The sequence below is a fragment of the Pseudomonas sp. 3JA genome, from assembly GCF_036961705.1.
In the GTDB taxonomy this organism is placed as follows: Bacteria; Pseudomonadota; Gammaproteobacteria; order Pseudomonadales; family Pseudomonadaceae; genus Aquipseudomonas; species Aquipseudomonas fluorescens_Q.
Genome location: NZ_JBAMDJ010000017.1, coordinates 1 through 25,320, shown reverse-complemented (window position 1 = coordinate 25,320; position 25,320 = coordinate 1). Strand labels below are relative to the sequence as shown.

Annotated in this window: 22 protein-coding genes; 13 read left to right on the top strand and 9 right to left on the bottom strand. The window is 60.0% G+C overall.

Annotation, left to right across the window (positions count from 1 at the left end):
- Positions 1–49: 49 nt before the first annotated feature.
- The 3 genes from dctM to V7773_RS15080 form a co-directional block, all read right to left on the bottom strand.
- Positions 50–1,333, bottom strand: coding sequence for a C4-dicarboxylate TRAP transporter large permease protein DctM (gene dctM / locus V7773_RS15090; RefSeq protein ID WP_336074034.1), 1,284 nt, complete (start codon positions 1,331–1,333; stop codon positions 50–52).
- Positions 1,330–1,962, bottom strand: a complete 633-nt coding sequence (locus V7773_RS15085) for a TRAP transporter small permease (RefSeq protein WP_336074032.1) — start codon at positions 1,960–1,962, stop codon at positions 1,330–1,332. The genes dctM and V7773_RS15085 overlap by 4 nt, the downstream gene beginning before the upstream one ends.
- Before the next feature lie 65 nt (positions 1,963–2,027).
- On the bottom strand, positions 2,028–3,023 hold the full coding sequence (locus V7773_RS15080) for a TRAP transporter substrate-binding protein (RefSeq protein ID WP_053185742.1): 996 nt from the start codon (positions 3,021–3,023) through the stop codon (positions 2,028–2,030).
- A gap of 329 nt (positions 3,024–3,352) precedes the next feature.
- Here V7773_RS15080 and V7773_RS15075 point away from each other — a divergent pair, with 329 nt between their 5' ends.
- The 9 genes from V7773_RS15075 to V7773_RS15035 all read left to right on the top strand — a co-directional run bounded on the left by V7773_RS15075 (position 3,353) and on the right by V7773_RS15035 (position 11,867).
- Positions 3,353–3,478, top strand: coding sequence for a hypothetical protein (locus tag V7773_RS15075; RefSeq protein WP_336074031.1), 126 nt, complete (start codon positions 3,353–3,355; stop codon positions 3,476–3,478).
- The gene (locus tag V7773_RS15070) at positions 3,475–3,702 is read left to right on the top strand and encodes a hypothetical protein (protein WP_336074030.1); all 228 of its coding nucleotides are present in this window, start codon (positions 3,475–3,477) and stop codon (positions 3,700–3,702) included. The genes V7773_RS15075 and V7773_RS15070 overlap by 4 nt, the downstream gene beginning before the upstream one ends.
- An 859-nt stretch (positions 3,703–4,561) precedes the next feature.
- Positions 4,562–5,716 (top strand): mandelate racemase family protein, encoded by a 1,155-nt coding sequence (locus tag V7773_RS15065; RefSeq protein WP_170867330.1) that lies wholly within the window; start codon positions 4,562–4,564, stop codon positions 5,714–5,716.
- Between the two features lie 71 nt (positions 5,717–5,787).
- Complete coding sequence (locus tag V7773_RS15060) at positions 5,788–7,410, top strand: ABC transporter substrate-binding protein (RefSeq protein ID WP_336074029.1); 1,623 nt, start codon at positions 5,788–5,790, stop codon at positions 7,408–7,410.
- A gap of 34 nt (positions 7,411–7,444) precedes the next feature.
- Positions 7,445–8,482: an ABC transporter permease gene (locus tag V7773_RS15055; RefSeq protein WP_336074028.1), complete on the top strand. Its 1,038-nt coding sequence runs from the start codon at positions 7,445–7,447 to the stop codon at positions 8,480–8,482.
- Positions 8,482–9,384 carry an ABC transporter permease gene (locus V7773_RS15050; protein WP_336074026.1) on the top strand — a complete coding sequence of 301 codons (903 nt, stop codon included), beginning with the start codon at positions 8,482–8,484 and terminating at the stop codon, positions 9,382–9,384. The genes V7773_RS15055 and V7773_RS15050 overlap by 1 nt, the downstream gene beginning before the upstream one ends.
- Before the next feature lie 10 nt (positions 9,385–9,394).
- Positions 9,395–10,234 (top strand): ABC transporter ATP-binding protein, encoded by an 840-nt coding sequence (locus V7773_RS15045; RefSeq protein ID WP_210642935.1) that lies wholly within the window; start codon positions 9,395–9,397, stop codon positions 10,232–10,234.
- A gap of 10 nt (positions 10,235–10,244) precedes the next feature.
- Positions 10,245–11,012: an ABC transporter ATP-binding protein gene (locus tag V7773_RS15040; protein ID WP_336074024.1), complete on the top strand. Its 768-nt coding sequence runs from the start codon at positions 10,245–10,247 to the stop codon at positions 11,010–11,012.
- A 132-nt stretch (positions 11,013–11,144) separates the two neighbouring features.
- Positions 11,145–11,867: an oligogalacturonate-specific porin KdgM family protein gene (locus V7773_RS15035; RefSeq protein WP_072346940.1), complete on the top strand. Its 723-nt coding sequence runs from the start codon at positions 11,145–11,147 to the stop codon at positions 11,865–11,867.
- 183 nt (positions 11,868–12,050) lie between these two features.
- Here V7773_RS15035 and V7773_RS15030 read toward each other — a convergent pair whose 3' ends face one another.
- Positions 12,051–12,794 (bottom strand): FadR/GntR family transcriptional regulator, encoded by a 744-nt coding sequence (locus V7773_RS15030; RefSeq protein WP_024616248.1) that lies wholly within the window; start codon positions 12,792–12,794, stop codon positions 12,051–12,053.
- A gap of 97 nt (positions 12,795–12,891) precedes the next feature.
- Between V7773_RS15030 and V7773_RS15025 the strand changes: the two genes are divergently transcribed.
- The gene (locus tag V7773_RS15025) at positions 12,892–13,605 is read left to right on the top strand and encodes a FadR/GntR family transcriptional regulator (protein WP_336074023.1); all 714 of its coding nucleotides are present in this window, start codon (positions 12,892–12,894) and stop codon (positions 13,603–13,605) included.
- A 102-nt stretch (positions 13,606–13,707) separates the two neighbouring features.
- On the opposite strand, the gene V7773_RS15020 is transcribed toward V7773_RS15025, so the two are convergent.
- Positions 13,708–14,748 (bottom strand): hypothetical protein, encoded by a 1,041-nt coding sequence (locus V7773_RS15020; RefSeq protein WP_336074022.1) that lies wholly within the window; start codon positions 14,746–14,748, stop codon positions 13,708–13,710.
- Between the two features lie 115 nt (positions 14,749–14,863).
- On the bottom strand, positions 14,864–15,280 hold the full coding sequence (locus V7773_RS15015) for a VOC family protein (protein ID WP_336074021.1): 417 nt from the start codon (positions 15,278–15,280) through the stop codon (positions 14,864–14,866).
- Between the two features lie 113 nt (positions 15,281–15,393).
- Between V7773_RS15015 and V7773_RS15010 the strand changes: the two genes are divergently transcribed.
- A complete protein-coding gene (locus V7773_RS15010) occupies positions 15,394–16,131 on the top strand; it encodes a hypothetical protein (RefSeq protein ID WP_336074020.1) in 738 nt (245 codons plus the stop codon).
- A 90-nt stretch (positions 16,132–16,221) separates the two neighbouring features.
- Here V7773_RS15010 and V7773_RS15005 read toward each other — a convergent pair whose 3' ends face one another.
- The gene (locus V7773_RS15005; protein WP_336074019.1) at positions 16,222–16,983 is read right to left on the bottom strand and encodes a hypothetical protein; all 762 of its coding nucleotides are present in this window, start codon (positions 16,981–16,983) and stop codon (positions 16,222–16,224) included.
- Positions 16,980–18,119 (bottom strand): hypothetical protein, encoded by a 1,140-nt coding sequence (locus V7773_RS15000; RefSeq protein WP_336074018.1) that lies wholly within the window; start codon positions 18,117–18,119, stop codon positions 16,980–16,982. Before V7773_RS15000 ends, V7773_RS15005 begins: the two co-directional genes overlap by 4 nt.
- Positions 18,120–18,284: 165 nt before the next feature.
- On the opposite strand from V7773_RS15000, the gene V7773_RS14995 reads away from it, so the two are divergent.
- Positions 18,285–18,830: a DUF4256 domain-containing protein gene (locus V7773_RS14995; protein WP_336074017.1), complete on the top strand. Its 546-nt coding sequence runs from the start codon at positions 18,285–18,287 to the stop codon at positions 18,828–18,830.
- Between the two features lie 207 nt (positions 18,831–19,037).
- Here the strand turns inward: V7773_RS14995 and V7773_RS14990 are convergent, their stop codons facing one another.
- Positions 19,038–20,546 carry a hypothetical protein gene (locus V7773_RS14990; protein WP_336074076.1) on the bottom strand — a complete coding sequence of 503 codons (1,509 nt, stop codon included), beginning with the start codon at positions 20,544–20,546 and terminating at the stop codon, positions 19,038–19,040.
- A gap of 496 nt (positions 20,547–21,042) precedes the next feature.
- Here V7773_RS14990 and V7773_RS14985 point away from each other — a divergent pair.
- A partial coding sequence (locus tag V7773_RS14985; RefSeq protein ID WP_336074016.1) for a two-partner secretion domain-containing protein occupies positions 21,043–25,320 on the top strand: 4,278 nt, incomplete at its 3' end.

The window sequence follows — 25,320 nt, the reverse complement described above, 5'->3', positions numbered from 1 at the left end:
TGTGACGGACAAGTTGTCCCGTGCCCGTCACGGAGTGTGTTTATCGGGTTTAACTCATTCCCAACCAGTTCGGTAGCACCAGCGAGATCCACGGCACATAGGTAATCAGCACCAGGAACGCCAGCAGAATCATCAACCACGGCATGGCCGCGCGGATGGTGGCGGGCAGGGACATGCCGGTCACCGCCGAGGTGACGAACAGGTTCAACCCCACCGGTGGTGTGATCAGGCCGATCTCCAGGTTCACCACCATGATGATGCCCAGGTGGATCGGGTCGATGCCCAGTTTCATGGCGATGGGGAACAGGATCGGCGCCAGGATCAGGATGATCGCCGAGGGCTCCATGAACGCGCCGGCAATCAGCAGCACGATGTTCACCACCAGCAGGAACGTCATCGGTGTCAACCCGGCATCGATCACCCATGCCGTGATTTGCTGCGGCAGTTGCTCGGTGGTCAGCACATGGGCGAAGAGCATGGCGTTGGCGATGATGAACATCAGCATGATGCTGAGCTTGGCCGACTCCAGCAGCACTTTCGGCGTCTCACGGAACGTGAGGTCCTTGTAGACGAACAACGCGATAAACGCCGAATACACCGCCGCCACTGCCGCTGCTTCGGTGGGGGTGAACATCCCGGAGTAAATCCCGCCGAGGATGATGAACATCAGCAGCAGGCCCCAGATGGCCTGGCGTGCCGTGCTCAACCATTCACGGAGCGTCGCCCGGGGCAGGGCTGGGAGGTTTTTCTTCACCGCGACGATGTAGATCGCCACCATCAGGAAAAAACCCAACAGCAAGCCGGGAATCACACCGGCCATGAACAGCTTGCCCACCGAGGTTTCGGTCGCCGCGGCATACACCACCATCACGATCGAGGGCGGAATCAGGATGCCCAGGGTCCCGGCGTTGCAGACGATGCCTGCGCCAAACGCCTGTGGATAACCCGAGCGCACCATCCCGGCAATGGCAATGGAGCCGACCGCCGCCACTGTTGCGGGGCTTGAGCCCGACAACGCCGCAAACAGCATGCAAGCCAGCACCGCCGCAATCGCCAGGCCGCCACGGATATGCCCGACGCAGGCGTTGGCAAAGTCGATCAGCCGCCGCGCCACACCGCCAGTGGTCATGAACGCCCCGGCCAGCAGGAAGAACGGAATCGCCAGCAGCGTGTAGTGCTCGGAGGTTTCGAACAGTTTGATCGCCAGGGAACGCACCGAGTCGGGACTGAAGAAAATGATGGTCAACGAGCCGGCCAACCCCAGCGATATGGCGATGGGCACGCCGATGAACATCAGCACGAACAGTGCTATGAACAGGAAGGCAATGGTCATGGCTTGTCTTCCTCATGTTCGGTCAATTTGATGGCTTCGGCCGCTTCATCGGCCAGCCCCAGGCCGGTCTGGCGATTGCGCAGGATTCGCACGAGAATTTCCGCGAAACGGATAAACACCAGGGCAAAACCGACCGGTACGATCAACCCGATATGCCACTGCATGATGCCGAAATGACCGAGATCCTCGGCGCCGATCTGGGCAATCATCAACGTGTTGATCCATTCGAAACTCGCCACCGCCAGCAGCCCGGCATAGCCAAGGCAGCACAGGCAAGCGATGACGCCGATGAAGCGCTGCACCGGTTTGCTCGCCAATTTCACTAGCGCATCGACGCCGATATGTCCGGCTGTGCGCACGCCGTACGACAGCCCGAAAAAGATCAGCCAGCCAAACAGGGCCTTGGTCAGCGAGCTGCTCCAGGTCATCGCCTGGGCCATGGCCATGATGCTGTCGCCCGCGGCGAACAGTGGCTCGCTGGCGGCTGACCAGTGGTCGCCAAGGCTGTAGAACACGCTGTAGAGGTTGTTGAGCACCACGTAGACGAATGTAACCAGCGTCATGGCGGCCAGAAGGAAGGCAATGAAACCTTCCTCGAAGTGTTCCCAAATGCGCCGAAGGGCGTTCATGGACGACATCTCCTGTAGGGGGACGACTGGCCGGTGCTACCAGAACAGCGGCACCGGCCAATCCATCACTGGGCCTTGTTGGAGGCTTCGGCGGCTTTGATCAGGTCAGTGCCGATATCACCTTCGAACTTGCTCCATACGGGCTTCATTTTGTCGCGCCACGCGTTACGTTCTTCAGGCGTGAGGGTCATGATTTCGGTGGTCTTGGCGTCGAGGATGCGTTGCTTGTCGTGCTGGTTGAGCTGCGCCGCTTCCTGGTTTACATGGGTGGTGACTTGCGCGACGATCTTTTCCAGTTCGCTGCGGATATCCGGCGGCAGGCCGTTCCAGAAGGTGGTGTTGGTAATCAGCATGTAGTCGAGTACACCGTGATTGGATTCGGTGATGTACTTTTGCACTTCATGCAACTTCTGGCTGTAGATGTTCGAGTAGGGATTTTCCGCACCGTTGACTACGCCGGTCTGCAAACCCTGATAGACCTCGGCGAAACTCATCTTGCGCGGATTGGCGTTCACCGCCTTGAATTGTTCTTCCAGCACCGCTGACGCCTGTACCCGGAACTTCAGGCCGCGAGCATCCTTGGGTTCACGCAGGGGTTTGTTCGCCGACAGCTGCTTCATGCCGTTGTGCCAATAAGCCAGGCCGGTGATGTTCTTGCTTTCCATGGATTTGAGCAGTTTCTGGCCTTCAGGGCTCAACTGGAAACGGTCCACGGCGGAGATGTCATCGAACAGGAACGGCAAGTCAAACAGCTGTACGGTCTTGGTGTATTGCTCGAACTTGGCCAGCGATGGCGCAATCATCTGCACGTCGCCCAGCAGCAAGGCTTCCATCTCCTTACCATCGCCGAACAACGAAGAGTTGGGGTAGACCTCGACCTTCACTTTGCCTGGCAACCGTTCTTCCACCAGTTTCTTGAACAACAGTGCGCCTTGGCCTTTTGGTGTTTGCTCGGCGACCACATGGGAGAACTTGATCACCACCGGATCTGCCGCCATGGCCGTGCTCATCGCGCTCAGGGCCAATGTGCAAGCGAGCGCTTTCCAGATAGGTTTGAACATTAGGGGCTTTCCTCTTGTTTTTAGTATTTTCGTGCGAGCTCATTCAAAACACAGCGTACGGCGGAACAATGATGAGTCTAGGCAGAAAAACAACTTGCGGGGACGGTTAACGGGAAAAACCGTCCTTTGGCCATACGTCTCGACAGGTTGCGTTAGAGTCTTCCTTGTGTCGGGCTGAAACATCACAAACGGGTCGAATACTGGGCCGGAAACCGTGAAGGGGTGGTAATGACTGGCTCTCAATCTCACGCCAGCGCTTATCGAATTCATGGGGCGAGGGGGGCTGCTAGGCTATGCGTCCAGGATGAAAAACCTCATGGAGAGGACAGATGTTTACATTCGACACGTTGTGGAAAAGCCATCCGCAGATATTTGAACAAATGGGTTTTTCGATCGAAGGCACGTTCTCGGACTTTCACGATTCCAAGGACATCTGGTTCTGGAAAGTCATATGAACGTCATCAAGGAAATTTTCTTCGTGCTCCTGATCATTGTGCTGGCGGTCGGCACATTTAACTTGGCGTTCATGGCCGTTGGTAGTTATTTCGGACCGTTCTACGAGAGCGACGCAGACCAGAGCCGCAACTTTGCGATCTGGTTGTTTGGCAATGTCGGGGTGGTGGTCATGGCTGCGGCGCTGGGCATTGCCTGGAGACGACGGCGCAAACCTCGAATCTAGCCAGGCGGCCAAAGTCTGCACAAAACCTGTGACAGGGCGTTCACCTTCCGCAGCCATCGCCTCCCACAGTTTTGATCCCAGGTGTTCACTAATTCTGCGTCCACCACAGTCCCCCGTGTGGGAGCGAGCCTGCTCGCGAAGACGCCGGCCCAGCCAACATCACCCTCTCAGACCGCATTCGCGAGCAAGCTCCCACCGTGGAATGGTGGCCTGCACGAATCTGCCAATCGACACCGATCCCGTGTGGCGAGGGAGCTTGCTCCCGCTGGGGCGCGAAGCGGCCCTGAAGCCTGACGACTCGGTGTCTCAGGCAAAGGCTTGGGTCTGCTGCGCAGCCCAGCGGGAGCAAGCTCCCTCGCCACACGGGATGTGGCTGCACCTGACCAATAGCCGTGATCGGTTTGGTGCGCGGACCTGACGGTTCACCGTCGCCTGAAGCCACCGCCATCGCGAGCAAGCTCGCACACAGTTTGATTGCGGCTGTTCAACAAATTCGGCGTCCGCCAGAGATCCCCTGTGGGAGCTTGCTCGCGATGGCGGCGGCACATCCAACATCACCGCCTCTGATACACCGCTATCGCGAGCAAGCCCGCTCCCCCAGTCGCCCATCTCCTGCCCACGTCTTCAGCCTTCAAGGCGTTACGTCGTCTGCGGCAAGTGGTCTCTCTTCACGCTGCGTGGTATGACGACATTTTAAAGTTTTGCTCATGGTAATGACCTCTTCTTCGCGAAAAGCCTCGTTAGCGTGTAAGTTTTATTGCGTTTAAGGGGTTGACAGCTCACCAGAAACGTCAGAATAATCCGACACGTTGTATGACGACATACAAATAAACAATAACAACATTTGGTGTTCCTCCCCATGAGAATCACAGGCGTTCACGTCGACGTTTTTTCCACCCCTTCGCGCCGTGCCCAGGACAGCGCCGGCCATGCCCATCCAGGCGATGAGGTCATGATCAAAATGGCTTTGCTGCGAATCGGTTGCGACGATGGCTCCGAGGGCTATGCCTTCGGCCCGCCTGAGTTGATTCGTCCGCACATCATCGAATCCTTCGTGCGCAAGGTGCTGATCGGTCGCGATCCGATGGATCGTGAAAGCATCTGGCAAGACCTTGCACACTGGCAGCGCGGCAGTGCCGGGCAGTTCACTGATCGGGCGTTGGCCCTGGTGGAGCAAGCGCTGTGGGACTTGGCCGGGCGCAAACTCAAGCTGCCGGTGCACAAGTTGATTGGTGGCTATCGCGATAAGGTTCCGGCCTACGGCTCGACGATGTGTGGCGACGATTTGCCGGGCGGGTTGTCCACGCCGGACGAGTACGGCCAGTTCGCCGAAAAGCTGGTCCAGCGCGGCTACAAGGCCATCAAGCTGCACACCTGGATGCCGCCGATTTCTTTCGCGCCGAACCCGCAAATGGACATCCAGGCCTGCGCTGCCGTGCGTGAGGCGGTGGGGCCGGACATCGCGCTGATGCTCGACGGTTATCACTGGTACAGCCGCATGGATGCGCTGACCATCGGCAAGGCCCTGCAAAAGCTGAATTTTGCCTGGTTCGAAGAGCCGATGATGGAAGACTCGGCGGAGTCCTATGCCTGGCTGGCCGCCAACCTGGACATCCCGGTGTTGGGCCCGGAAAGCATCGCCGGCAAGTTCCACAGCCGCGCCAGTTGGGTGACCCAGAAATCCTGTGACATCCTGCGCGCTGGTGTGGCCGGGGTCGGGGGCATCGGGCCGTGCCTGAAGGTGGCGCACCTGGCCGAGTCGTTCGGCATGGACTGCGAAGTGCACGGCAACGGCGCGGCGAACCTGGCGGTGGTCGGGGCGATCAGCAATTGCCGCTGGTACGAGCGCGGCCTGCTGCACCCATTTCTCGACTATGAAGAAGTCCCGGCGCACCTCAACAGCATTGTCGACCCGATGGACGCCGATGGTTTTGTGCACCTGTCCGACCGACCGGGGTTGGGCGAGGACATCAACTTCGCGTATATCGAAGCCAACACCCTGTCTCGACATTGATCCTGTTCCACGCCTGAGGTCGATGGCTGCCCGGGCGACAAGTCTTTATAAATATAAGAAAGGACTGAACCATGAATCTCTGGCCCAAGCGCCTGACCAGGCTGCTGTGTGTCGCCGTGGCCCTGTACGCAGTGCAGGTGCCCGTCAGCCTGGCCCAAGGCGAAACGCCCCCCGACCAATTGGTGGTGGGCATGAGCATGATCAACCTGTTGTCCCTGGACCCTGCCGCGGCGACGGGGCTGGAGGTCGCCGAGGTCAACGCCAACGTCTACGACATGCTTCTGGAGCAGGATGCGGCGCAGCCGGACACGCTGATTCCGGCCCTGGCGAAAACCTGGGACGTCAGCCCCGACCGCATGCGCCTGACCTTCCAATTGCGCGATGACGTGCGTTTTCACTCCGGCGCACCGCTCACTGCCCAAGACGTCGCCTGGTCATTGCAGCGTGTGGTCACCCTCAACCGCGCCCTGGCTTCGACCTGGAAAGCCTACGGTTTCACCGCCGACAACGTCGTCAAGTTGATGCGTGCCGAAGGGCCGCACACCTTTGTCATGGAGCTGCCACGCGTCACGGACCCGATGCTGGTGCTCAACACCCTGGCGACTTCTCCCAGCGCCTTCATCATCGATCGCAGCGTCGCCTTGCAGCATCAGGTCGGCGACGATCAGGGCGCGGCCTGGCTGGCGACTCACACAGCCGGCTCCGGCGCGTTCAAGCTCGATATATGGCGGGCCAACGACGTGATCCTGATGAGTCGCAATGACGACTATTGGCGCGGCGCGGCGAAGTTGCGCCGAGTGATCATGCGCAACATGACTGAGTCCCAGGCCCTACGGCTGATGGTCGAGCGCGGTGACCTGGACGTCGCCCGGGGCATGGCGGCCACGGACATCAAGGCGCTGGGCAAGGTCGATGAGGTGCGCATCCAGAGCATCGCCCGGGGCACGTTGTACTACGTGGCGATGAGCATGCAACAGCCGTTGTTCCAGGACATCCGGGTGCGCCAGGCTATTCGCCTGTTGATCGACTACCAGGGCATCAACGATGTGGTGATGCCGCACTACGGTGTGATCAATCAGCGGCCCTTGCAGTTGGGGCTGCCGGCACGCCTGGAAGATCCGGGCTATCGCCTGGACGTGGCCGAGGCCAAGCGCCTGTTGGCGGCGGCCGGTCACGCCGACGGCTTCAAAGTGACCATTCGTTCGCTCACCGATCCACCGTTCATCAACATCGCCACCAGCCTGCAAGCGACGCTGGCCCAGGCCGGTATCCAGGCGACGATCATCACCGGCACCGGCAACCAGATCTATGGGGCGATGCGCGACCGTCAGTTCGACATCCTCGTCGGACGTGGCGGTGGTGGGGCGGAGCGTCACCCGCATTCGAGCCTGCGTGCCCTGGTGTACAACCCGGACAACCGCACCGAAGCCAAGCTGAGCAACTTCCAGGGCTGGCGCACCTCGTTCTTCGACCCGCAGCTCAATCAGTTGATCGAGCAGGCCGAGCGCGAGCGTGATCCCGAGCGCCAGCGCGAAATCTACGCACGGATCCAGACCCTCTACGACCAACAGGCTGGGGCGATCATGCCGGTCTCACAGATGGTGGATGAAGTGGTGATCCATGCGGATGTGCGCAACTACATCGGCCACACCGCCGCCACCACGCGTCTTCGGGACGTCTACAAGCAGCGCTGAAATCGACGGCCACAGGGCCAAGGCAGGAATGAACATGTCGACTGCATCCTTTTCAATCTGGACCACCCGGGCCTCTTCGGCGACCCGGCGCGGCGGCTCGGTGGCGGTGACGCTGCTGGGGTTGCTGCTACTGACCTTTTTCATCGGGCGAGTGATGCCCCTGGACCCGGTGCTGGCCATCGTCGGCCCGGACGCCGACGCCTCGGCCTACGCCCAGGTCTACAAAGAGCTGGGCCTGGACAAACCGTTGTGGACCCAGTTCGCGATCTACCTCGGCGACCTGCTGCACGGTGACTTCGGCATGGCCTTGCTGACCGGCAACCCGGTCATCACCGACATTGCCCGGGTCTTCCCGGCCACCTTGGAACTGGCGACCCTGGCTATTCTGTTCGGCGTGTTGGCGGGCTTGCCGCTGGGTGTCTACGCCGCGACGCATCAGGGCCGTGCCGGTGATCATGTCGCCCGGCTGATCACGCTGTTCGGTTACTCCACGCCTATTTTCTGGATCGGCATGATGGCCTTCCTGGTGTTCTACGCCTGGCTGGGTTGGGCCGGTGGCGTCGGGCGCATTGGCCTGGCTTATGACGGGCTGATCCCGAAACACACCGGGCTGTTGTTGATCGACACCGCCTGGTCCGGCGACTGGGAGGCCTTTCGCAGCGCCCTGCGGCACATCCTGTTGCCGGCGGTGATCCTCAGCTTCAACTCGGTGGCCTACATCAGCCGCATGACCCGCAGCTTCATGCTTGAGCAACTGTCCCAGGAGTACATCATCACCGCCCGGGTCAAGGGTTTGTCCCAGCGGCGGATCGTTTGGGGGCATGCCTTCGGCAACATTCGCGTGCAGTTGTTGACCATCGTCGCGTTGGCCTATGGCGGCCTGCTGGAAGGCGCGGTGCTGATCGAAACCGTGTTCGCCTGGCCGGGTTTCGGCCAGTACCTGACCAGCAGCTTGCTGCTCGGTGACATGAACGCGGTGATGGCTTGCGTGCTGCTGATCGGCCTCATCTTCGTGACGCTGAACCTGATCAGCGACGCGTTGTACAAGATCTTCGACCCGAGGACTCGCTAATGAACCTGCCCCTGGCTTCCAGCGCACCCGCCGCGCTGCCCGCCTCCAGTACCGCAGCGATGGCCGCCAGTACCTTGCGCCTGCTGCGTTTCCTGCTGCGCAACCCGATGACCTTCGCCGGCCTGATCGTCGTCGCGACCCTGATGCTGGTCGCGGTCTTCGCGCCCTGGATCGCCGGCCACGATCCGCTGTTGCAGAACCTCGCCGGGGCCTTGCAGGCACCCAGCGGCGCGCACTGGTTCGGCACGGACGAATACGGTCGCGATGTCTTCGCGCGGCTGGTGTATGGCTCGCGCATCACCCTGTACATCGTCTTGCTGGTGACGGTGATTGTCGGCCCCATCGGCCTGCTGGTCGGCACGGTTTCCGGCTACTTCGGCGGTTGGGTCGACAGCCTGTTCATGCGCATCACCGACATCTTCATCTCGTTCCCCAGCCTGGTCCTGGCGCTGGCCTTCATCGCCGCCCTCGGCCCGGGCCTGGAACATGCGGTGATCGCCATCGCGCTGACGGCCTGGCCGCCGATTGCCCGGCTTGCCCGCGCCGAAACACTGCCACTGCGCAACGCTGACTTCGTTGTTGCGGTGCAGCTCCAGGGCGCGTCGAGCACCCGCATCATCCTGCGCCACATCATCCCGATGTGCCTGTCGTCGGTGATCATCCGCCTGACCATGAACATGGCGAGCATCATCCTCACCGCCGCCGCCCTGGGCTTTCTCGGCCTCGGCGCCCAGGCACCGCTGCCGGAGTGGGGCGCGATGATCTCCACCGGGCGGCGCTACATGCTCGAAAGCTGGTGGCTGGTGGCGGCACCCGGCGCGGCGATCATGCTGGTCAGCCTGGCCTTCAACCTGTTGGGCGACGGCTTGCGCGACGTCCTCGACCCACGCAGCCAATCCTGAGGAACAGGCCATGACTGAGATAAAACTTGCGGTACAGGACTTGTGCGTCGAATTTCGCAACGCCGGCAAAACTTCCCTGGCGGTGCGCGACGTGTCGTTCACCCTGGGCCGGGAAAAACTCGCCATCGTCGGTGAATCCGGCTCGGGAAAATCCACCGTTGGCCGCAGCCTTTTACGCCTGCATCCGCCGACCGCGCGGGTCACCGCCAAGACCTTGCGCTTCGCCGATATCGACCTGTTGGCCGCCAGCGAAAAGCAGATCCAGGCGATTCGCGGCGCGCGCATGTCGATGATCATGCAAGACCCCAAGTACTCGTTGAACCCGGTGGTGCGCGTCGGCGAACAAATCGCCGAGGCCTACCTGGCCCATCACAAGGTGCCCCATCGCGAAGCCCGCGAGCGCGCCTTGGACATGCTCGCCAAGGTGCATATCCGCGACCCACGGCGGGTCTATGATCTGTACCCGCACGAGGTCTCGGGCGGCATGGGCCAGCGGATCATGATCGCCATGATGGTGATCACCGATCCCCAGGTGATCATCGCCGACGAACCGACTTCGGCGTTGGACGTGTCGGTGCGTCGCCAGGTGCTCAACGTGCTGGAAGAGTTGGTCAGCGAACGTGACCTGGGGCTGATTTTCATCAGTCACGATTTGAATCTGGTACGGCATTTCTGTGATCGCGTGCTGGTGATGTACGCCGGTCGCGTGGTCGAGTCGATTGCCGCCGCCGACCTGGATAACGCCACCCATCCCTACACCCAAGGCCTGTTGGCCGCATTGCCGAGCCTGGACCATCCGCGCGCCACCTTGCCGGTGTTGCAGCGTGACCCACAGTGGTTGAATGCTTGAGGAGCCTGTCATGAGCATGATTGAAATCGCCGGCCTGAACCTCAGTTTTGGCACGGGCGCGGCACTGAACGCGGTATTGCACGACGTCGATTTGAGTGTCGCCGAAGGTGAGGCATTCGGCCTGGTGGGGGAGTCCGGTTCGGGCAAGACCACCGTGCTGCGCTGCCTGGCCGGGCAGTACCAGCATTGGAGCGGACAACTGCGGGTCGCCGGCCAAGCCGTGACGCGCAACCTGCCGCTGAATCACTATCGCACGGTGCAGATGGTGTTCCAGGACCCGTATGCCTCGTTGCATCCGCGCTACACCATCGATGCCGCGCTGCAAGAGCCGCTGCGCATCCACGGCATCGATGGGCGTGCGCAGAGGGTCAGCGAGATCCTGCGCAAGGTCGGCTTGAACGACAGCTTCCGCTTCCGTTACCCGCACCAGTTGTCCGGTGGCCAGCGCCAACGCGTGGCGATCGCCCGCGCGCTGATCCTGCGGCCCCGGGTGCTGTTGCTGGACGAGCCGACCTCGGCGCTGGACGTCTCGGTGCAGGCGGAAATCCTCAACCTGCTGGCTGACTTGCGTCGCCAGGAAGGGCTGACCTACCTGATGGTCACCCATGATCTGGCGGTGGTGGCGCATTTGTGTGATCGGCTGGCGGTGATGCAGCAGGGCCGGGTGGTGGAGACGCTCGACAGTCATCTGCTGGCGAGCGATGGCGCCACGCACGCGTATACCCGTTTGTTGGTGCAAGCCAGTCGGGACATACAACGCGTGCCCATCGCTGTTTGAGGTTCTATTAATTAGTTGTACTTGTTTTAACCCGTAAAAAACGTTGGAGCCCAGGTATCAATGCCGCGCACGCGCTCGCCTGTGATTTAGCGTCTGCCCTAACTAACCTTTCAACCAACAAGAATAAAAAACATGAAAAAGACACTTGTATTAGTTTCCCTCGCTGCATTGTTCACTTCGGTTGTTGCAGTGGCCGATACCGGCTACATCAATGTGCGTCACCAATATGCGGAGAAAACTCGCATGCACGCCGACCGCGCCAAGTTCGGTATACGACTGGACAACGGCGTGGGCCTGGAAGGTGAACTCAAATACAAGACCGCCGGTGATCGGCAAGACGTCGCCTTCGACAATACCGTTGGCAGTGGTCATGAATTCACCGTCAACTACCAGCACAAGATCGATGACCGCTGGACGCTGACGCCTTCGCTGGCCCTGGATAGCGACGAGGAGTCCACCACCTATAAATTGGGCCTGCGCCTGGGTTACCGCGTGACCAAAGAACTGAGCATCGCCGGGCGCTACCGTTTTGATTCAGCCAAGCTTGACCGCGACCAGATCGACCGTGACGTGCCGCATAATGGCCAGGACGATCAGAAGGTCAACCGTTACGATGTTTATATCAACTATGGCCCTCAAGGACCGTGGGCCTATGAATATCAATTGACTTATTTCGATGCCGACTACATTCGCTATAACGGCGGTACCGACGACTATGAACAGAATGCCGTGGTTAAATACCAGTGGGACAAACGCTGGGCGCCGTTCTTTGAAGTGGGCGATATCAAAGTCAACTCGGTCGACAGTGATCGCCAGTTGCGACTGCGGGTCGGTGTTAAATACAGCTTCTTCTAAATTGTGAGAGCAAGCGCCCCCAGACAGCACTGCTCGTTCAAGGGGGCGATGAATCCGTGGCGAGGGAGCTTGCTCCCGCTTGAGTGCGAAGCGCTCACAAAAATGGGCCTGCTGCGCAGTCCAGCGGGAGCAAGCTCCCTCGCCACAGTGAGTCACGCAAAACTTAAGTGAACAGCATTGGGCTTACTCGTTGTAGAACGCCTGGCGCTGTTGCGTTTCACACAGGCGCATGCGGCTATTGCTCAAATGCAAGTACATGGCCGCCCGCGCTGCATCGACATGACCACTGGCGATGGCATCGAAGATCTGCTGGTGTTCGGCGTTGATCCCTTGTAGGTAAGCGCTGCGATCACTTTGCCCGGAGTAGGCGGAGTTCATGCGGGTACGCGGGATCAGCTTCGTGCCCAGGTGCTTCATGATGTCGATCAGGTAGTAATTGCCGGCTGCCTTGGCGATTTTCAGATGGAACTGAAAATCGGCATTGATGGTGGTGCCGGACTTTTCCGGCCCTTGCAGCAACGCCTCCAGCGCCTGGGCCAGTTCGGCCAGGGCCTCGGGCGTTGCGCGTTCGGCGGCCATGCCGGCGGCCTGGACTTCCAGGCTCAGGCGAAACTCCAGCAGGTTGAGCACATCCGACAACGTGGCAATCGTCGCCGGCCCCAGGGTGAAGCCCTCCGGCGCCGGCATGTCGAGGACAAAGGTGCCGACGCCATGGCGCGTCTCCACCAGCCCCGCGGCCTGCAAGCGCGACAGCGCCTCACGTACCACCGAACGACTGACGCCCTCGGCCTCCATGATATGCACTTCGGTGGGGAGCTTTTCGCCGCACTTGAGAATGCCGTCGCGCATGCGCTGGGCAAAGCGGTCGACCAGGGTTTCGGCGAGGCGGCGCGGCTTGTTCAGTGGAGATAACGCTTGATCCGTCATCGGCGTGCTCTTGGGTGATCAGCGGGCATTATAGTGAGTTTTAGCGCAAGGTCGCGGCTATAATGCCGCGATCGTCTGGCTTTAATGGATAGGTGCAATGGACCGTGTCACACCCGATCGACGCCTGAGCATGACCCAGCAACTGGTGGTCGACCTGACGCAGCAGATACTGGCCGGCGAACTGCCTGCGGGCAGCAAGTTACCCACCGAACAGGTCATCATCAAGGAGCGCGGCGTCAGTCGGACGGTGGTTCGCGAAGCCATGTCGCGGCTTCAGGCCGAAGGTCTGGTGGAGACCCGCCACGGCATCGGCACCTTCGTGGTCGACACCGCTCGCCCAGGAGATTTCCAGGGCAGCAAACACGTCAAGGGTGGCGCCTACGACGCGCTGGCCGTGATCGAACTGCGCCTGAGCCTGGAAGTGGAAGCCGCCGGCATCGCCGCACAACGGGCCACGCCGCAACAGTTGCAGGCGATGCGCGAAGCGCTCGACGCGGCGAATGCCCTTGAGGCGGCCAATGATGAAAGCGCCCGGACGGATTTTGAATTTCATCTGCAGATCGCCCGGTGCACGGGCAACAGTTTTTTCATCGACGCCATGGCCCATGTGGGCAATAGCTTGATCGCGGTCGTGCAACAGGCCGGACCGGCAGTGACGGGGCAAAATCGGGCGTTGGTGGTGCGTGAGCGCGAGCAGATCTACGCGGCGTTGGCGCGGCGTGATGCCGAAGCGGCGCGGGCTTCGATGCGCCTGCATTTGATCAATATGCTGCAGCGGGTTCGGGGTGTGGTCGAGTTGACGGCGCAATAACCTCCACCGCAGTTTTGATCCCAGGTGCCCACGGTTTCTGCGTCCACCACCGAGCCCCTGTGGGAGCGAGCCCGCTCGCGATGACGGTGGCCTATCCTCTTGCTAGTTGCGCTTCCAGCATTCCGCAAACTTTGCACATACCCCGTAACGCTCATCCATCTGCGCCATCCTCTCCAGGTGATGACCTACCGCTTCGACCGTCACCCCATTCCCGATTCGGAAGTACTCCACCATCATCGCGACGTCCAGGTCGATCTCGGCTTTTTCCGGCTTGGCATCGGCGGTTTTGGGCAACGCCCACTGTTCCAACTGCTCGTCCTTCAACTGCCGCAGGCGCACCTGGTATTCGTCCCTGAAGCGTTCCATCGAGCGCGCCTTGTTCTGCGCCATGTCATCGCTAAACGTTTTCAGGTTTTCCCGGTACAGCGTCCAGTAGTCAGCCGGCAGCTCGAAGCCGAGCTTGGCCTTGCGTTCGCTGATCAGGGTATCCAGCTTCTCTGGCGAATAACTCTCGACTTTTTCCTTGGCCGGATCGCTCTTCACAGTGACGACCAGACTTTTATCGATGACTCGATTCATCAGCTCCAGGCGATGGGGCGTGTCCGGGTAGATCTTGGGGAACAGCGCATTGCGACCGGCGCAGGCGGGAAAGTCTTTTTTCAGGATCGGGATCGGTGTGCGCACGTCCTTGCCGTCGACCCGTTGCAAGCGTTGCAACTGAGTCAGGCAGAAGTTCTTTTCGGACTTGAAGGTCACCTCGTATTCGGCATTGGCTTCGGGGGTAAAGTTGAAGCCTTTGCCACACACGGCATAACCGCTGTTCATGTTGGTGCGCAAGTGAATCTGTTCACCGGGCTTGAGCTTGACCTCCAAATAACCCCTGGCATCCTTGGGCGCCGGAACGCTCATCCCCACCCGCCGCGCGGTATCGCTCAGCAGCATATTATTGAGGATGCCAGTGGTTTGCCCGTCGCAATGGGCCGCGTCGAAATAGTCCAGCGTGGCGTTGCTGGTATTGGCGACGAACCGCAACTTGGCGGCGTCCGGTTCGATGGCATCGGGGTAACTGCCATTGACGCTGCAACCGCCGAGCAATACACAGAACGCTAACAGCGAGGAAGAACCGCGGGGCAGGGTAGGCATGGGGCATCCTTGAAGGAACGACAAAATCGGCGAATGCTACTGAAGTGCCATTATTGCGTCCATCACCTGCTGAGCGGGCTCGCTCCTACAGAGGGAGTGCCCGCCTTATTGAAACTCAGGGCTCCTGCGCCGGCCCTTTCAACTCGATCTGGTTGCCGTCCGGATCGAAGCAGTAGACCGACCAGCCTTTTCCTTCCGCGCCATAGCGCATCTGGGCTTTCTCAACGCTCAAGCCGGCTGAAGTCAAATGAGCGAGGAGGGCTTGTTCATCAAACGGCTCGATACGCAGGCAGAGGTGATCGACGTTGTGCCCTTGCTTCCCGGCCGCCGGTCCACCCTGGCGACCGAGCGGACCATCAACCGCCACCAGGTCAATCATCGAAACACCGGTGCCCAGATGAAGCATGCCAAGATCGTCCCGGCGCTTCTTGAGCTCGCAACCGAGCACCGACGTGTAGAAAGCGAGGCTGCGTTCGATGTCTTTTACGCGCAGGACGATGTGGTCGATACGTTGAATCGTGAAGTTCCGCATACAGGCCTCCTGGTTCGGTGGTGGGCGTTACGGGTTACTTCACCTTAGCTATTCATGCTGGAATGTCATAGCGACACAAAGCTCTGTGCGAGCTTGCTCGCGATGACGCCATCTTGGCCACCACCAATGCCCGGACATGCCACCTCATGATGAAATGGTTCAAAACCCTCACCCGGACAGATGCCATTGCAACACTGGCTCTGATCGTCTCCTTCGCCTCTGCCTTTTTCAGCTACCAGCAATACCAGGACAGTGTCGCCAGTCGCAAAACCCCGATCATCATCCGGGTCGGCGCCGAACACAGCACGGTATCTTTCTACAAACCGTTCGCCGATTTTCCGTTCGTACTTTTCAAACAGCGCTACAAAATCATCCTCACCAACAACAGTTTTAACCCGGAAAGTGTCATCGACTGGCGAATATGGGAGCGCAGGGAAAATGGCGGCGGAGAGTACGCCGGTATGAAATCCAAACTCCTCGATTCGACGGGAACGCCGATAACCTTGCCCTTCCTGATCGCTGCGAAAGAAAGCAAGGTGGTCTTCCTGGATGTTGGGCAGAAAGTCACGCCAGAGGCCTGGGCGGCGGTGGGCTCAAGCGTGAAGCTTGATAACGAGATGGCCTGGTTCGAGGCTGACCGGACTTTTTCCGATGCAGGCTTTCCGCTGTTCGGGCAACTCACGCCCGGGGAGAGCTCCAAGTATCAGGACCTGCAAGTCAACCGCTGGCTGGCCGGGCCGGCCTATCAGGAGTTTCAATTGAGCTTCAGCAAGGCCGACGGCTATGAAGTGGCGGCGCAGTTGTCGTTGAATGTCAGTGATGTTTATCCACAGGGGGAGGCGCAGCGGTAGTTCCAGTACCGCGCTGAGGCCTCCAGTCAGACTTTTAAACAATATTTCCACACGCTATCAAGGTGGCTGATAGCGTGCAGAAAACCTGATTCAATCGAGACTGAAAGCTTCTTGAATGGTTTTGATCAAACGGTCGCCATTCACACCTTTGTAAGCTTGAGGATTTGACGCGAGCTCAGCGGGTACTTGATTAAGAAACGCCTTCAAATCGAGCGCCAATCGTTCAGGTAGCTGGGCCATTCCTTCAGTAAGGCCGACAGCCAGTACAATCACATCCCTGAAGTGCTTTTTGATATCGCGACTGTCCACGGCAATGCCTTGTTCAAGCAGCGCCTTCTTGTTAAGCCAGGCATGGGCTTTGAGGGGGACTAGCCGGTCGGCACCGATGTGGCTGATTTCCTGGGTGTGATCCACGCCGGCCAGGAGAAAGGCGTAGTACTCATCATCAAGAATGATCGCAGACAGGCTGGCGGCTTGTTCCTCCACGGGAATCTTGGTCATTCTGGCCGCTTCTTCATGCTCCAGGCCATCCGGCACTCGGGAAAACAGCTCGACCTGAATGGGAAAGGATTTGTCCTCAGGATTCTGGAAACGATAAAAAACCGGCGAGTCTCCACTGCTGTCACCATTCTGGCGAATGGCATAGCCGCCGTCCTTGATGAACTTCCAGAACTGCCCGACGAACGCACGATCCAGTGCCTCGACGACCAGGACGATATCCAGATCCTTGGTCAGTCGAAACTCCTCACCCAGTTCCTCCATGGCAATCGAGGCGGCCACCCCGCCGATCAGCACGTAGCTGCCCTGGAAGTCCCTGAAATACTCTCGAAACCGATCGACACCCACTATCATTTCACGTTCTCCATCATTTCATCCAGGCACATTTGCACGCGCTCGTCATGGTCATCCTTGAGGCTCAGATAGAGAGAGAATGGGTCTACCGTACCCGTGGCGATGTTGCTGCGTAGTGGCTCATAACTCCAAAACTGAATGCAGCACGCGGCATGGTTTGGCGGCACTTCAAGGTAGGGGGCCGTGCTCTCGAGTTTCGACTTGGCCGTTTTTGAAGTTGAGCCCCAAGCACCGAATTCTTCCCCGTAGGCCGCAGTCGTTTCAGACTGCGCGCGCGCTCGAATCTGATCGAACTGCGTCGCGGTCATTGCAACGCAAGGGACTTTTGGGCTGGCAAGAAGGCTCATCTCTGCCAAGGCCGTTTCTCCCGCTAGCAGCATTGGGGTGTCAAACGCCTCAGGAACAACATTGAGCCAAAGGGTTTTCTTGACCGGAGTGCGCATGGATCCCTTTACCATTTCCCAAGTCTCCTTGGGAGATAAGTGAAACAGGATCGCGGCTTCACCCATTTCCTTTCCAGGCTTAACAATGTCCAAGTCGGTCAATTCCTTGATCGCTCGGGTGATGGTCATTTTTGCGTAGGTAAAGGATTGCTCGAAGGCTGCGCGCGTGATCAGGAAGGGGGGATGCCATCCTCTGATCAGGTATTGAATCAGCATGGATTGGGTGGCGGGGCTCAGGACCTGGGGTTTTTCCAGGCGCTGGCGGTAGTACTCACGCAAATCCATGCCAAAGGCCGGAAGAAAAAGCTGATTGCCCGGCACGATGAACTGTACGCCTTTCTCCACCAGCCGCTTGCGGTCATAACTCGGGAGTGTGTCTGTGACGAAGATCATCAGGTCGCCGGCCTCGGGCAGTTTTTTGTATGCCTGAAAGTTGTGAATGGCCTGAATATGCTTGGCGACATCCGCAACGCTGGCTTCACGCTGTGGACGTTCCTTGAGAATGAGGCAGCCGGCCCCGAAGATTTCCGTGACGAAAAACTCGTAGCGGTCACGCAACGCATACGGAAGGATCTTGACGTGCTCCCACGGCTTCAGGCGCAGCTTCAGGCCAAGCACGCTTTCTACGTAGACTTTGAGCTCGATCAGATCAGGTCTTTCCGGGAGGTCTTGATCTTGGCGGATAGCTGTCATGGTCGTTCTTCCGTATCAGGATTTCAGCACGGTATCAGAGCTTGTGATAGCGTGCAAAATTCTTGATATTCCTGGATGGATATTGGTTTCTGACCTCACGCCTCAATGGGGTTGCTACGCTGGTACTGCCAAGATTTGGAACCGGCCACCAACGGACCCAAAACCATGAAAAAACAAGACCAGGAAAACCTTCTCCAAACGTTGAAAGCCCGCTTCGAACAAAACCCCCATCGTCACCCCGGTATCCCATGGGCCGACGTCCAGGCTAGGTTGGAAGGCAACCTTAACGTCCTGAAGTCGCTCCAGGCAATGGAAGCCACCGGCGGCGAGCCAGACGTGATCGGCCTCGATCCGAAAACCGGTGTTGTCACCTTCTGCGATTGCGCCAAAGAAAGCCCGACCGGTCGCCGAAGCCTCTGCTACGACCGCGCCGCCTTGGACGCACGCAAGGAGAACAAGCCCAAAGGCAGTGCCGTCGAAATGGCCGAAGAAATGGGCATCGCCCTGCTGACGGAAGAGCAGTACCGAGCCCTGCAAACGCTCGGCGAGTTTGATGCCAAGACATCCAGTTGGCTGGCAACCCCTCCAGAGCTTCGCTCGCTCGATGGGGCGATTTTCGGTGACTTTCGTTATGGCCGGGTGTTCGTTTACCACAATGGCGTGCAGTCGTATTACGCGGCGCGGGGCTTTCGTGGGTTGCTGCGGGTCTGAGCCCTCGAAATCACCGCGAACCCCGTGGCGAGGGAGCTTGCTCCCGCTGGGCTGCGCAGCAGCCCCAAGGCCATCCACCACGGTGCATCAGGAAAAACGGCGCCGGCAGGTTTTACGACTGCTGCGCAGCCGAGCGGGAGCAAGCTCCCTCGCCACAGACCGCAGCGGGGCAACCTGCTGCGGTGTTTCTGAGCGCGGAAAGGTCCCTCACTCAAAAACCAAAACCTCGCCCCCCTTCGCCTCAACCATCTCACTGAACGCCGGCAACCTCGCCACGAACTCCGTCTCGAACGCCAGGTACCGATCCTGCGCCGGCACATAACGAACATCCGGTTTGATACGCGGGATGTCCTTGGAAGACAGCTTCACCACCTCATGGCTGTCCTGATTCCAAAACCAGGCCAGGGTGTGTGTACCAAACGTATTGGCGCTGTAGTTCCACACCCACCAATCCCCATGCCCCCGGGCAACATGAAGCTGCCCATGAAAGGTGCGCAACGTAATGACCTGCTTGGGCTGCGTGACAAGCAGGCGCGTGTCCTGGCGCAGCTCACTGCCGAAACCGTCCAACAGCGCCTTCGTCGAAGCGCCGGTCACGAAGTTGAAGCGCCACGCCAACAGCACCGTCTCCTGATACCCCGAATGCTCGACGTTCTGCCGCGCGCCTTCGCTGAACAGCAAAATTTCATCGCCCCCCAGATACGCGCTTGCCGCCCTGAGTTTATAAGCCTCGACGGGCATTGGTTTGGCGGCGATGGTTTGCTGGGGAGCGTCCTGATTCCAGATCCAGCACAACGGCCCGTTGTGCTGCATGAACAGCAAGCGGCGCGGGCCGACGGGCAGGATCGTCAGTTCATCCGCGTGCTCGAAAATCACCTCGCTGCTGTCGGCGGTGATCCGCCAGATCCGCGTCAAATGCTCGGGTTCGTAGATGCGCTGACGTTCGAATATCTCCGAGCCCACCACCACGCAGGGCTGTTCAAATTCCGGCCACTGCACCCCGGCAGGTCCGAACGCCGCGATCTCATCGTCGTGACGAATTTCGTATTGATAACGGTCGTCCGCACTGTAATCGCCGCGTATGACCTGACGTTTCCACAGGCTGCGCCGGGCGTCGGCATCGATGAGCTGCAAGTCCGCGCCGTCCACGCCATCGGTCCGCTGTTCGAGCATGTCCTGCTCGATGGGCGGCCACTGGTTGTAATCGATCAGAAAGCACAGCCACTGGTCTTCGTCCTGCTCGGTAATGGCGGCCCAACCGTTGCGGTAGTTGTATTCATGCACATAGGTGGCGCCGGGATAGTCATGGACTTCCTGCAGCCACTTCACCTTGCCGCGCTTGGCTTTGGCCGGTTTGCGTTCAACGGCGGCAGGCTTGGGCGGCTCGATCAAACTCGCGGTGAACCTCGGCTCGCCGCGCTGGCCCTGCCAATGCCGGGTAAACGCCTCGCGTTGAGCGACCGGGACAATCACCGGCCGATAATCATCGCCACCGGCGTCCAGGTTCCACAAGTCATAACCCTGGCCCGCCAACACCGGCGCCAGTGCCTCGAAACAGACCTCGGGCATCTCGTTGGACAGCTCATCCAACAACGCCTCGAACCCCGGACCGGCAAACACACCGATATCGGGATAGTAATGCTGCAACAGCCCGAGCAGGTCGCCGCCCGGTGTTTTCCAATCGATATGAACCAACGGATCGAATTGCGCTTGCATCACGCCTGTCTTCCTTGTGATTTCCCTGCGCGTCATCTTAGCCGCACCCCTACCGAAAAGGACAATCACCCCCCCACCATCCGATCGTTCCCACGCTCTGCTGGGAATGCATCCCGTGACGCTCTGCGTCGCCACCGGAAGCGGAACGCGGAGCGTCCCTGGCGGCATTCCCACGCCGAGTGTGAGGAACGATCGAACGCTGCCGAACTTCCGGTCGAAATGGGAGCGTTCCAGCATAGCTCGCCCACGAAGGCGACCAGCCTCCACCCGATGCACGTTACCCACCCATCGTGAAAAAAGTTCATTCGATCCCTTCAATCAAAAGCCGCGGGCGCTCAAGCAAAAGCGCGATCGGCAAGCCGCAGAGATGATGGCACGGAGCATTGTGGGATTTTCAAGCCGTCATCCGTCCGGATGCGGTTTTCCATTGATTTGTCGACGCGAACCGCCTGGTCGTCATGGCACGACCCGTCGTATTAAGGATGAGTGAACAAAAATGAATAGAGTTTACCGAGTCGTCTGGAATGCCGTGATGGGCGCGTGGCAGGTAGCATCCGAGTTGGTCAAGAGTCACGGCAAAGACAAAAGCCGTACATCGCTCAGCCTCGTCATCGGCGTAGGCGGCAGTGTCTTCGCCTCGGTCGCCGCGGCGGGGGCGTTGCCTTCCGGCGGCAACATCGTGGCGGGTAACGGCAGCATTCATCAGAACGGCAACAACCTGGCCATTCATCAGGGCAGCGATAAGCTCGCGATTGACTGGCAAAGCTTCTCCATCGGCAAAGGCAACACCGTCCAGTTCGTCCAGCCGGGCGCGGCGTCTGTCGCATTGAACCGTGTGTTGGGCTCGGATGTATCGGTGATTCAGGGCGCGCTGAAAGCCAACGGCCAGGTGTTCCTGGTCAACCCCAACGGCGTCCTGTTCACACCCAGTGCTCAGGTTGATGTAGGCGGCCTGGTCGCGTCCACGCTCAACATGACCACGGAAGACTTCCTCGCGGGCAACTACCGTTTCAGTGGCACCAGCGCCGCCTCGGTGGTCAACCAGGGCAACATCAATGCCGCGCAAGGCGGCACCATTGCCCTGATCGCCGCAAAAATCGTCAACGAAGGCAGCATCACCGCGAACAAGGGTAATGTGCTGCTGGGCGCCGGCAGTGTCGTGACGCTCGATCTGGGCGGGCCGGTGCAGTTGGAAGTGAAAGAAGGTGCGCTTCAAGCGCTGATCGAAAACGGCGGCGCCATTCGTGCCGATGCCGGCCGGATCCTACTGACCGCCCGTGCGGCGGAAACCCTGGCGAGCACGGTGATCAACAACACCGGTTTGATCGAAGCCCGTTCCCTGGATATCGGTGAAAACGGCGTGGTGACGCTGATGGGGGATCAGGGCGGTGTGCAAGTCGCCGGGCGAATCGATGTGTCCTCCGAGACCGGCAAGGGCGGCAAGATTGTCGTGACCGGTGAGCGTGTCGCGATCAACGGCGGCGCTGAGCTCGACGCCACCGGCGCCAAGGGCGGCGGCGACATTTATGTGGGCGGTAGCTGGCAAGGCAAGGACCCGGCGATCAAACAGGCCAGCCAGACCACCATCGCCGCCGGTGCCGTGCTCGATGCATCGGCGACCGACAACGGCAAGGGCGGTACCGTGGTGGCCTGGTCGGATACCAAGAAGCCGGGCAGCGTGACGCGGGTGGATGGCACGCTGAAAGCCACCGGCGGTGCCAAGGGCGGCGACGGCGGCAAGATCGAGACCAGCGGTGCCAAGTTGGCGGTGAGCAAAGCCGCCGATGCTTCGGCCAAGAACGGCAAGGGTGGCTTGTGGTTGCTCGACCCGGACAGTGTCACCGTGGGGCCGGGTAATGGAGGGCTGACGGGCGGCGCCAACGGCCAAGCCGCCACGGTCGGTTTCGACGCGATCGACACCGCCCTGGCCGGCGGCACCGATGTGGCAATCAAGGCCGACAATACCATTCACTGGAACGGCGACTACACACCGCAGAGCGTCAGCGGTGACCGGACGCTGACGTTGCAGTCGGGACACGACGACGGCGCAACAGGCCGTTATGTCTTCGGCAATATCTTCCTCAACGGTGACATCGACGCCAGCGGCGCAGGCAATGGCAACAGCCTGGCGTTGATTCTCAACGGCAAAATCGCGCTCAACACCGACGTCAGTTTGAAGAGCAACGGCGGCAATGTCGTATTTGCCGGCGTGGTGGACTCCGATGCGGTGGCCAACAACCGCCAACTGCGCGTCGATGCCGGTTCGGGCTCGATCATCTTCAGCGACATGGTCGGCGGTAACAGCGCGCTGGGCGCCCTGTATGCGACCACCAGTGGCACCGGCAAGACGTTTATCAACGGCGCAAAAGTCTTCACCCGCGGCGAGCAGGTCTACACCGGTGCGGTTGAGCTGGGCACTTCACAATTCCTGAACGCCGACTTCGAAAATGGCCTGGTCGGTTGGAAGACGTCCATCGACCAGTTCTTCACGGGCGTCACCGTGGTGGATGGCGTGGTCTCGCCGAATGATCCGACGTTGCCGACGACCTCGCCAACGAACGGCAATGCGCCGAGCGTTTCCCCTGGCGACCAGGGCGACATGAATTACAAACCCCTCACTCCGGTCGCTGCCGTTGGCCAAGGCGAGGATGGCGGCGCCGCGCTGCTGCTGGGGACCGAGAATACCTCCAACTGCCTCAACGCCCCCGCCGGCTGCATCATGCGTGGCCCTTCGGTCGTGAGCGAGGGCACGGTCTCCCTGGCCGCCGGGGAAAAGGTCAGCTTCGATTACAAACCGGTCGCGGGCGGCGATACCTACGATGTCTTCGGCTACCTGTTGAACGTCAATACCGGCGAATACCAGATCATCCTGAATGAAACGGGTAACGGCACGGGGGCGGTGAACTGGCAAAGCCACACGGCTACGGCGGACAAGGCCGGCACGTACAAATTCGTCTTCGTCTCGGGCAGTTTCGACCAGACCGCCGGCAAGCAGGTCGGTGGCTCGCTGTACGTTGACAACATCAAGACCGACACCTCGGGCAGCAAGGGCCTGCAAGGCAGTTCCATTACGTTCAATGGCAGCCTCAACAGCACCGACAACAACCTGGCCATCAAGGCGGACGACATCAACTTCAACGGCGGCGTCGGCAGTGTCACCGGCAATGGGAACATCACCCTTGAGACCAACACGCCGAGCAAAGACATCGCAGTGGGCGGCAGCACGGGCGATGCCCCCGGTTCGTTGGAACTGACCGGCACCGACATCGGCGCACTGGGCGACGGGTTCACCTCCGTCAACATCGGCGGCGCAGACATGACCGGTGACATCAACATCATCGAAGCGACCCGCATCAACGACAACCTCGTCCTCAATGCCGGCACCGGCAATATCCATATCAATGACCAATTGACCGTGGCCGACGCCCCGGGCACTGGTAACGATGACACCAAGCCGGCCCCCGTCCTGGTGTTGCAGAGCAACGGTGGCAAGGTCGACCAGACCGCCGGTGGTGCCCTTGTCGCCGATGGCCTGGTGTTGCTGGGTGACGGCGCTACCCATGATCTCGACAACGCGGCCAACGACGTCAACACCATCTCCAGCGACACCGGCACGGTCAGCTTTGCCGATGTCGATGACCTGACCGTCGGCGTTGTAACCATTCCCGATAGCCAGACCCCGACAAACCCGCAAGGCGTGCCGGTCGCTGGCATGACCCAGACCGGCGACCTGAACCTTGTCGCGGACACGCTCACGGTCGGCCAGGCCTTGCTCACCCAAGGCGATACAAGCCTGACCGCCGACGAAATCGATCTCGCCGCGAGCGTTTCCGGTAGTGGCAGTCTCACTCTGCAGCAGAAGACCGATGGCCTGGACATCCACCTGGGCGGCAGCGACGACCCGGAGGTGACCGGGCCTAACGATCCGTTGGTGCTGTCCGACGCTGACCTGGCCAACATCCAGGATGGCTTCGACAAGGTCGTCATCGGCAACGACAAGACGCGCAACATCACCGTCGACGATGAAGGCGCGACGTTCAAGGACGATCTGGCCCTGGTCGCCAACGGCGTCCTGGATTTGCTGGGCGATCTGATGCTCAAGGATCCCGAAGGCACCGACGAAGACGGCACCACCGGCAAGGGACTGACGCTGAGCGTCGACGCGGGCAAAGGTGCGACTCAGGGAACTGGCGCGACCATTACCGCAGACGAATTGGCCTTGCGTGGCGAAGGTGACTTCCAACTGGGCAAGGGCGGGCATGACGTGGGTGTCATTGCCGCCGATGTCGGCAGCCTGGCATTTGCCGGCAATGGCAACCTGACGGTGGGCACCGTGGACGGTACCGTGGGGATTACCTCCGATGAGGCGGTCACCCTGAAAACCGATCACGACCTGACGTTGGTAAAAGGCATCACCATAGAAAACGGCCCTCGAGACGATGCCAGCCAGGGCCAGACCCGTGCCGACGACATCATTACCTTGGAAGTGGCGGGCAACACCACCCAGTCCGGCGACGCCGGGGCCAAGCTGGATGCCAGCGGCCTGGTGCTGCTGGGCGGCAATTACGCGCTGGGCAACACCGGCAACGTGATTGGCGACATCGCCAGCGCGGCGGGCAAGGTCCAATTCAACAACAGCGCAGACCTCAAGGTGGGTTCGCTGACCGCGACCCATGCCGACGGCACGCAGACAACCATCACCGGGGTGAACAACACCGGCGATGTGAGCATCGGCACCCAAGGTAACTTGGCGATCAACGAAGGACTGGCCACT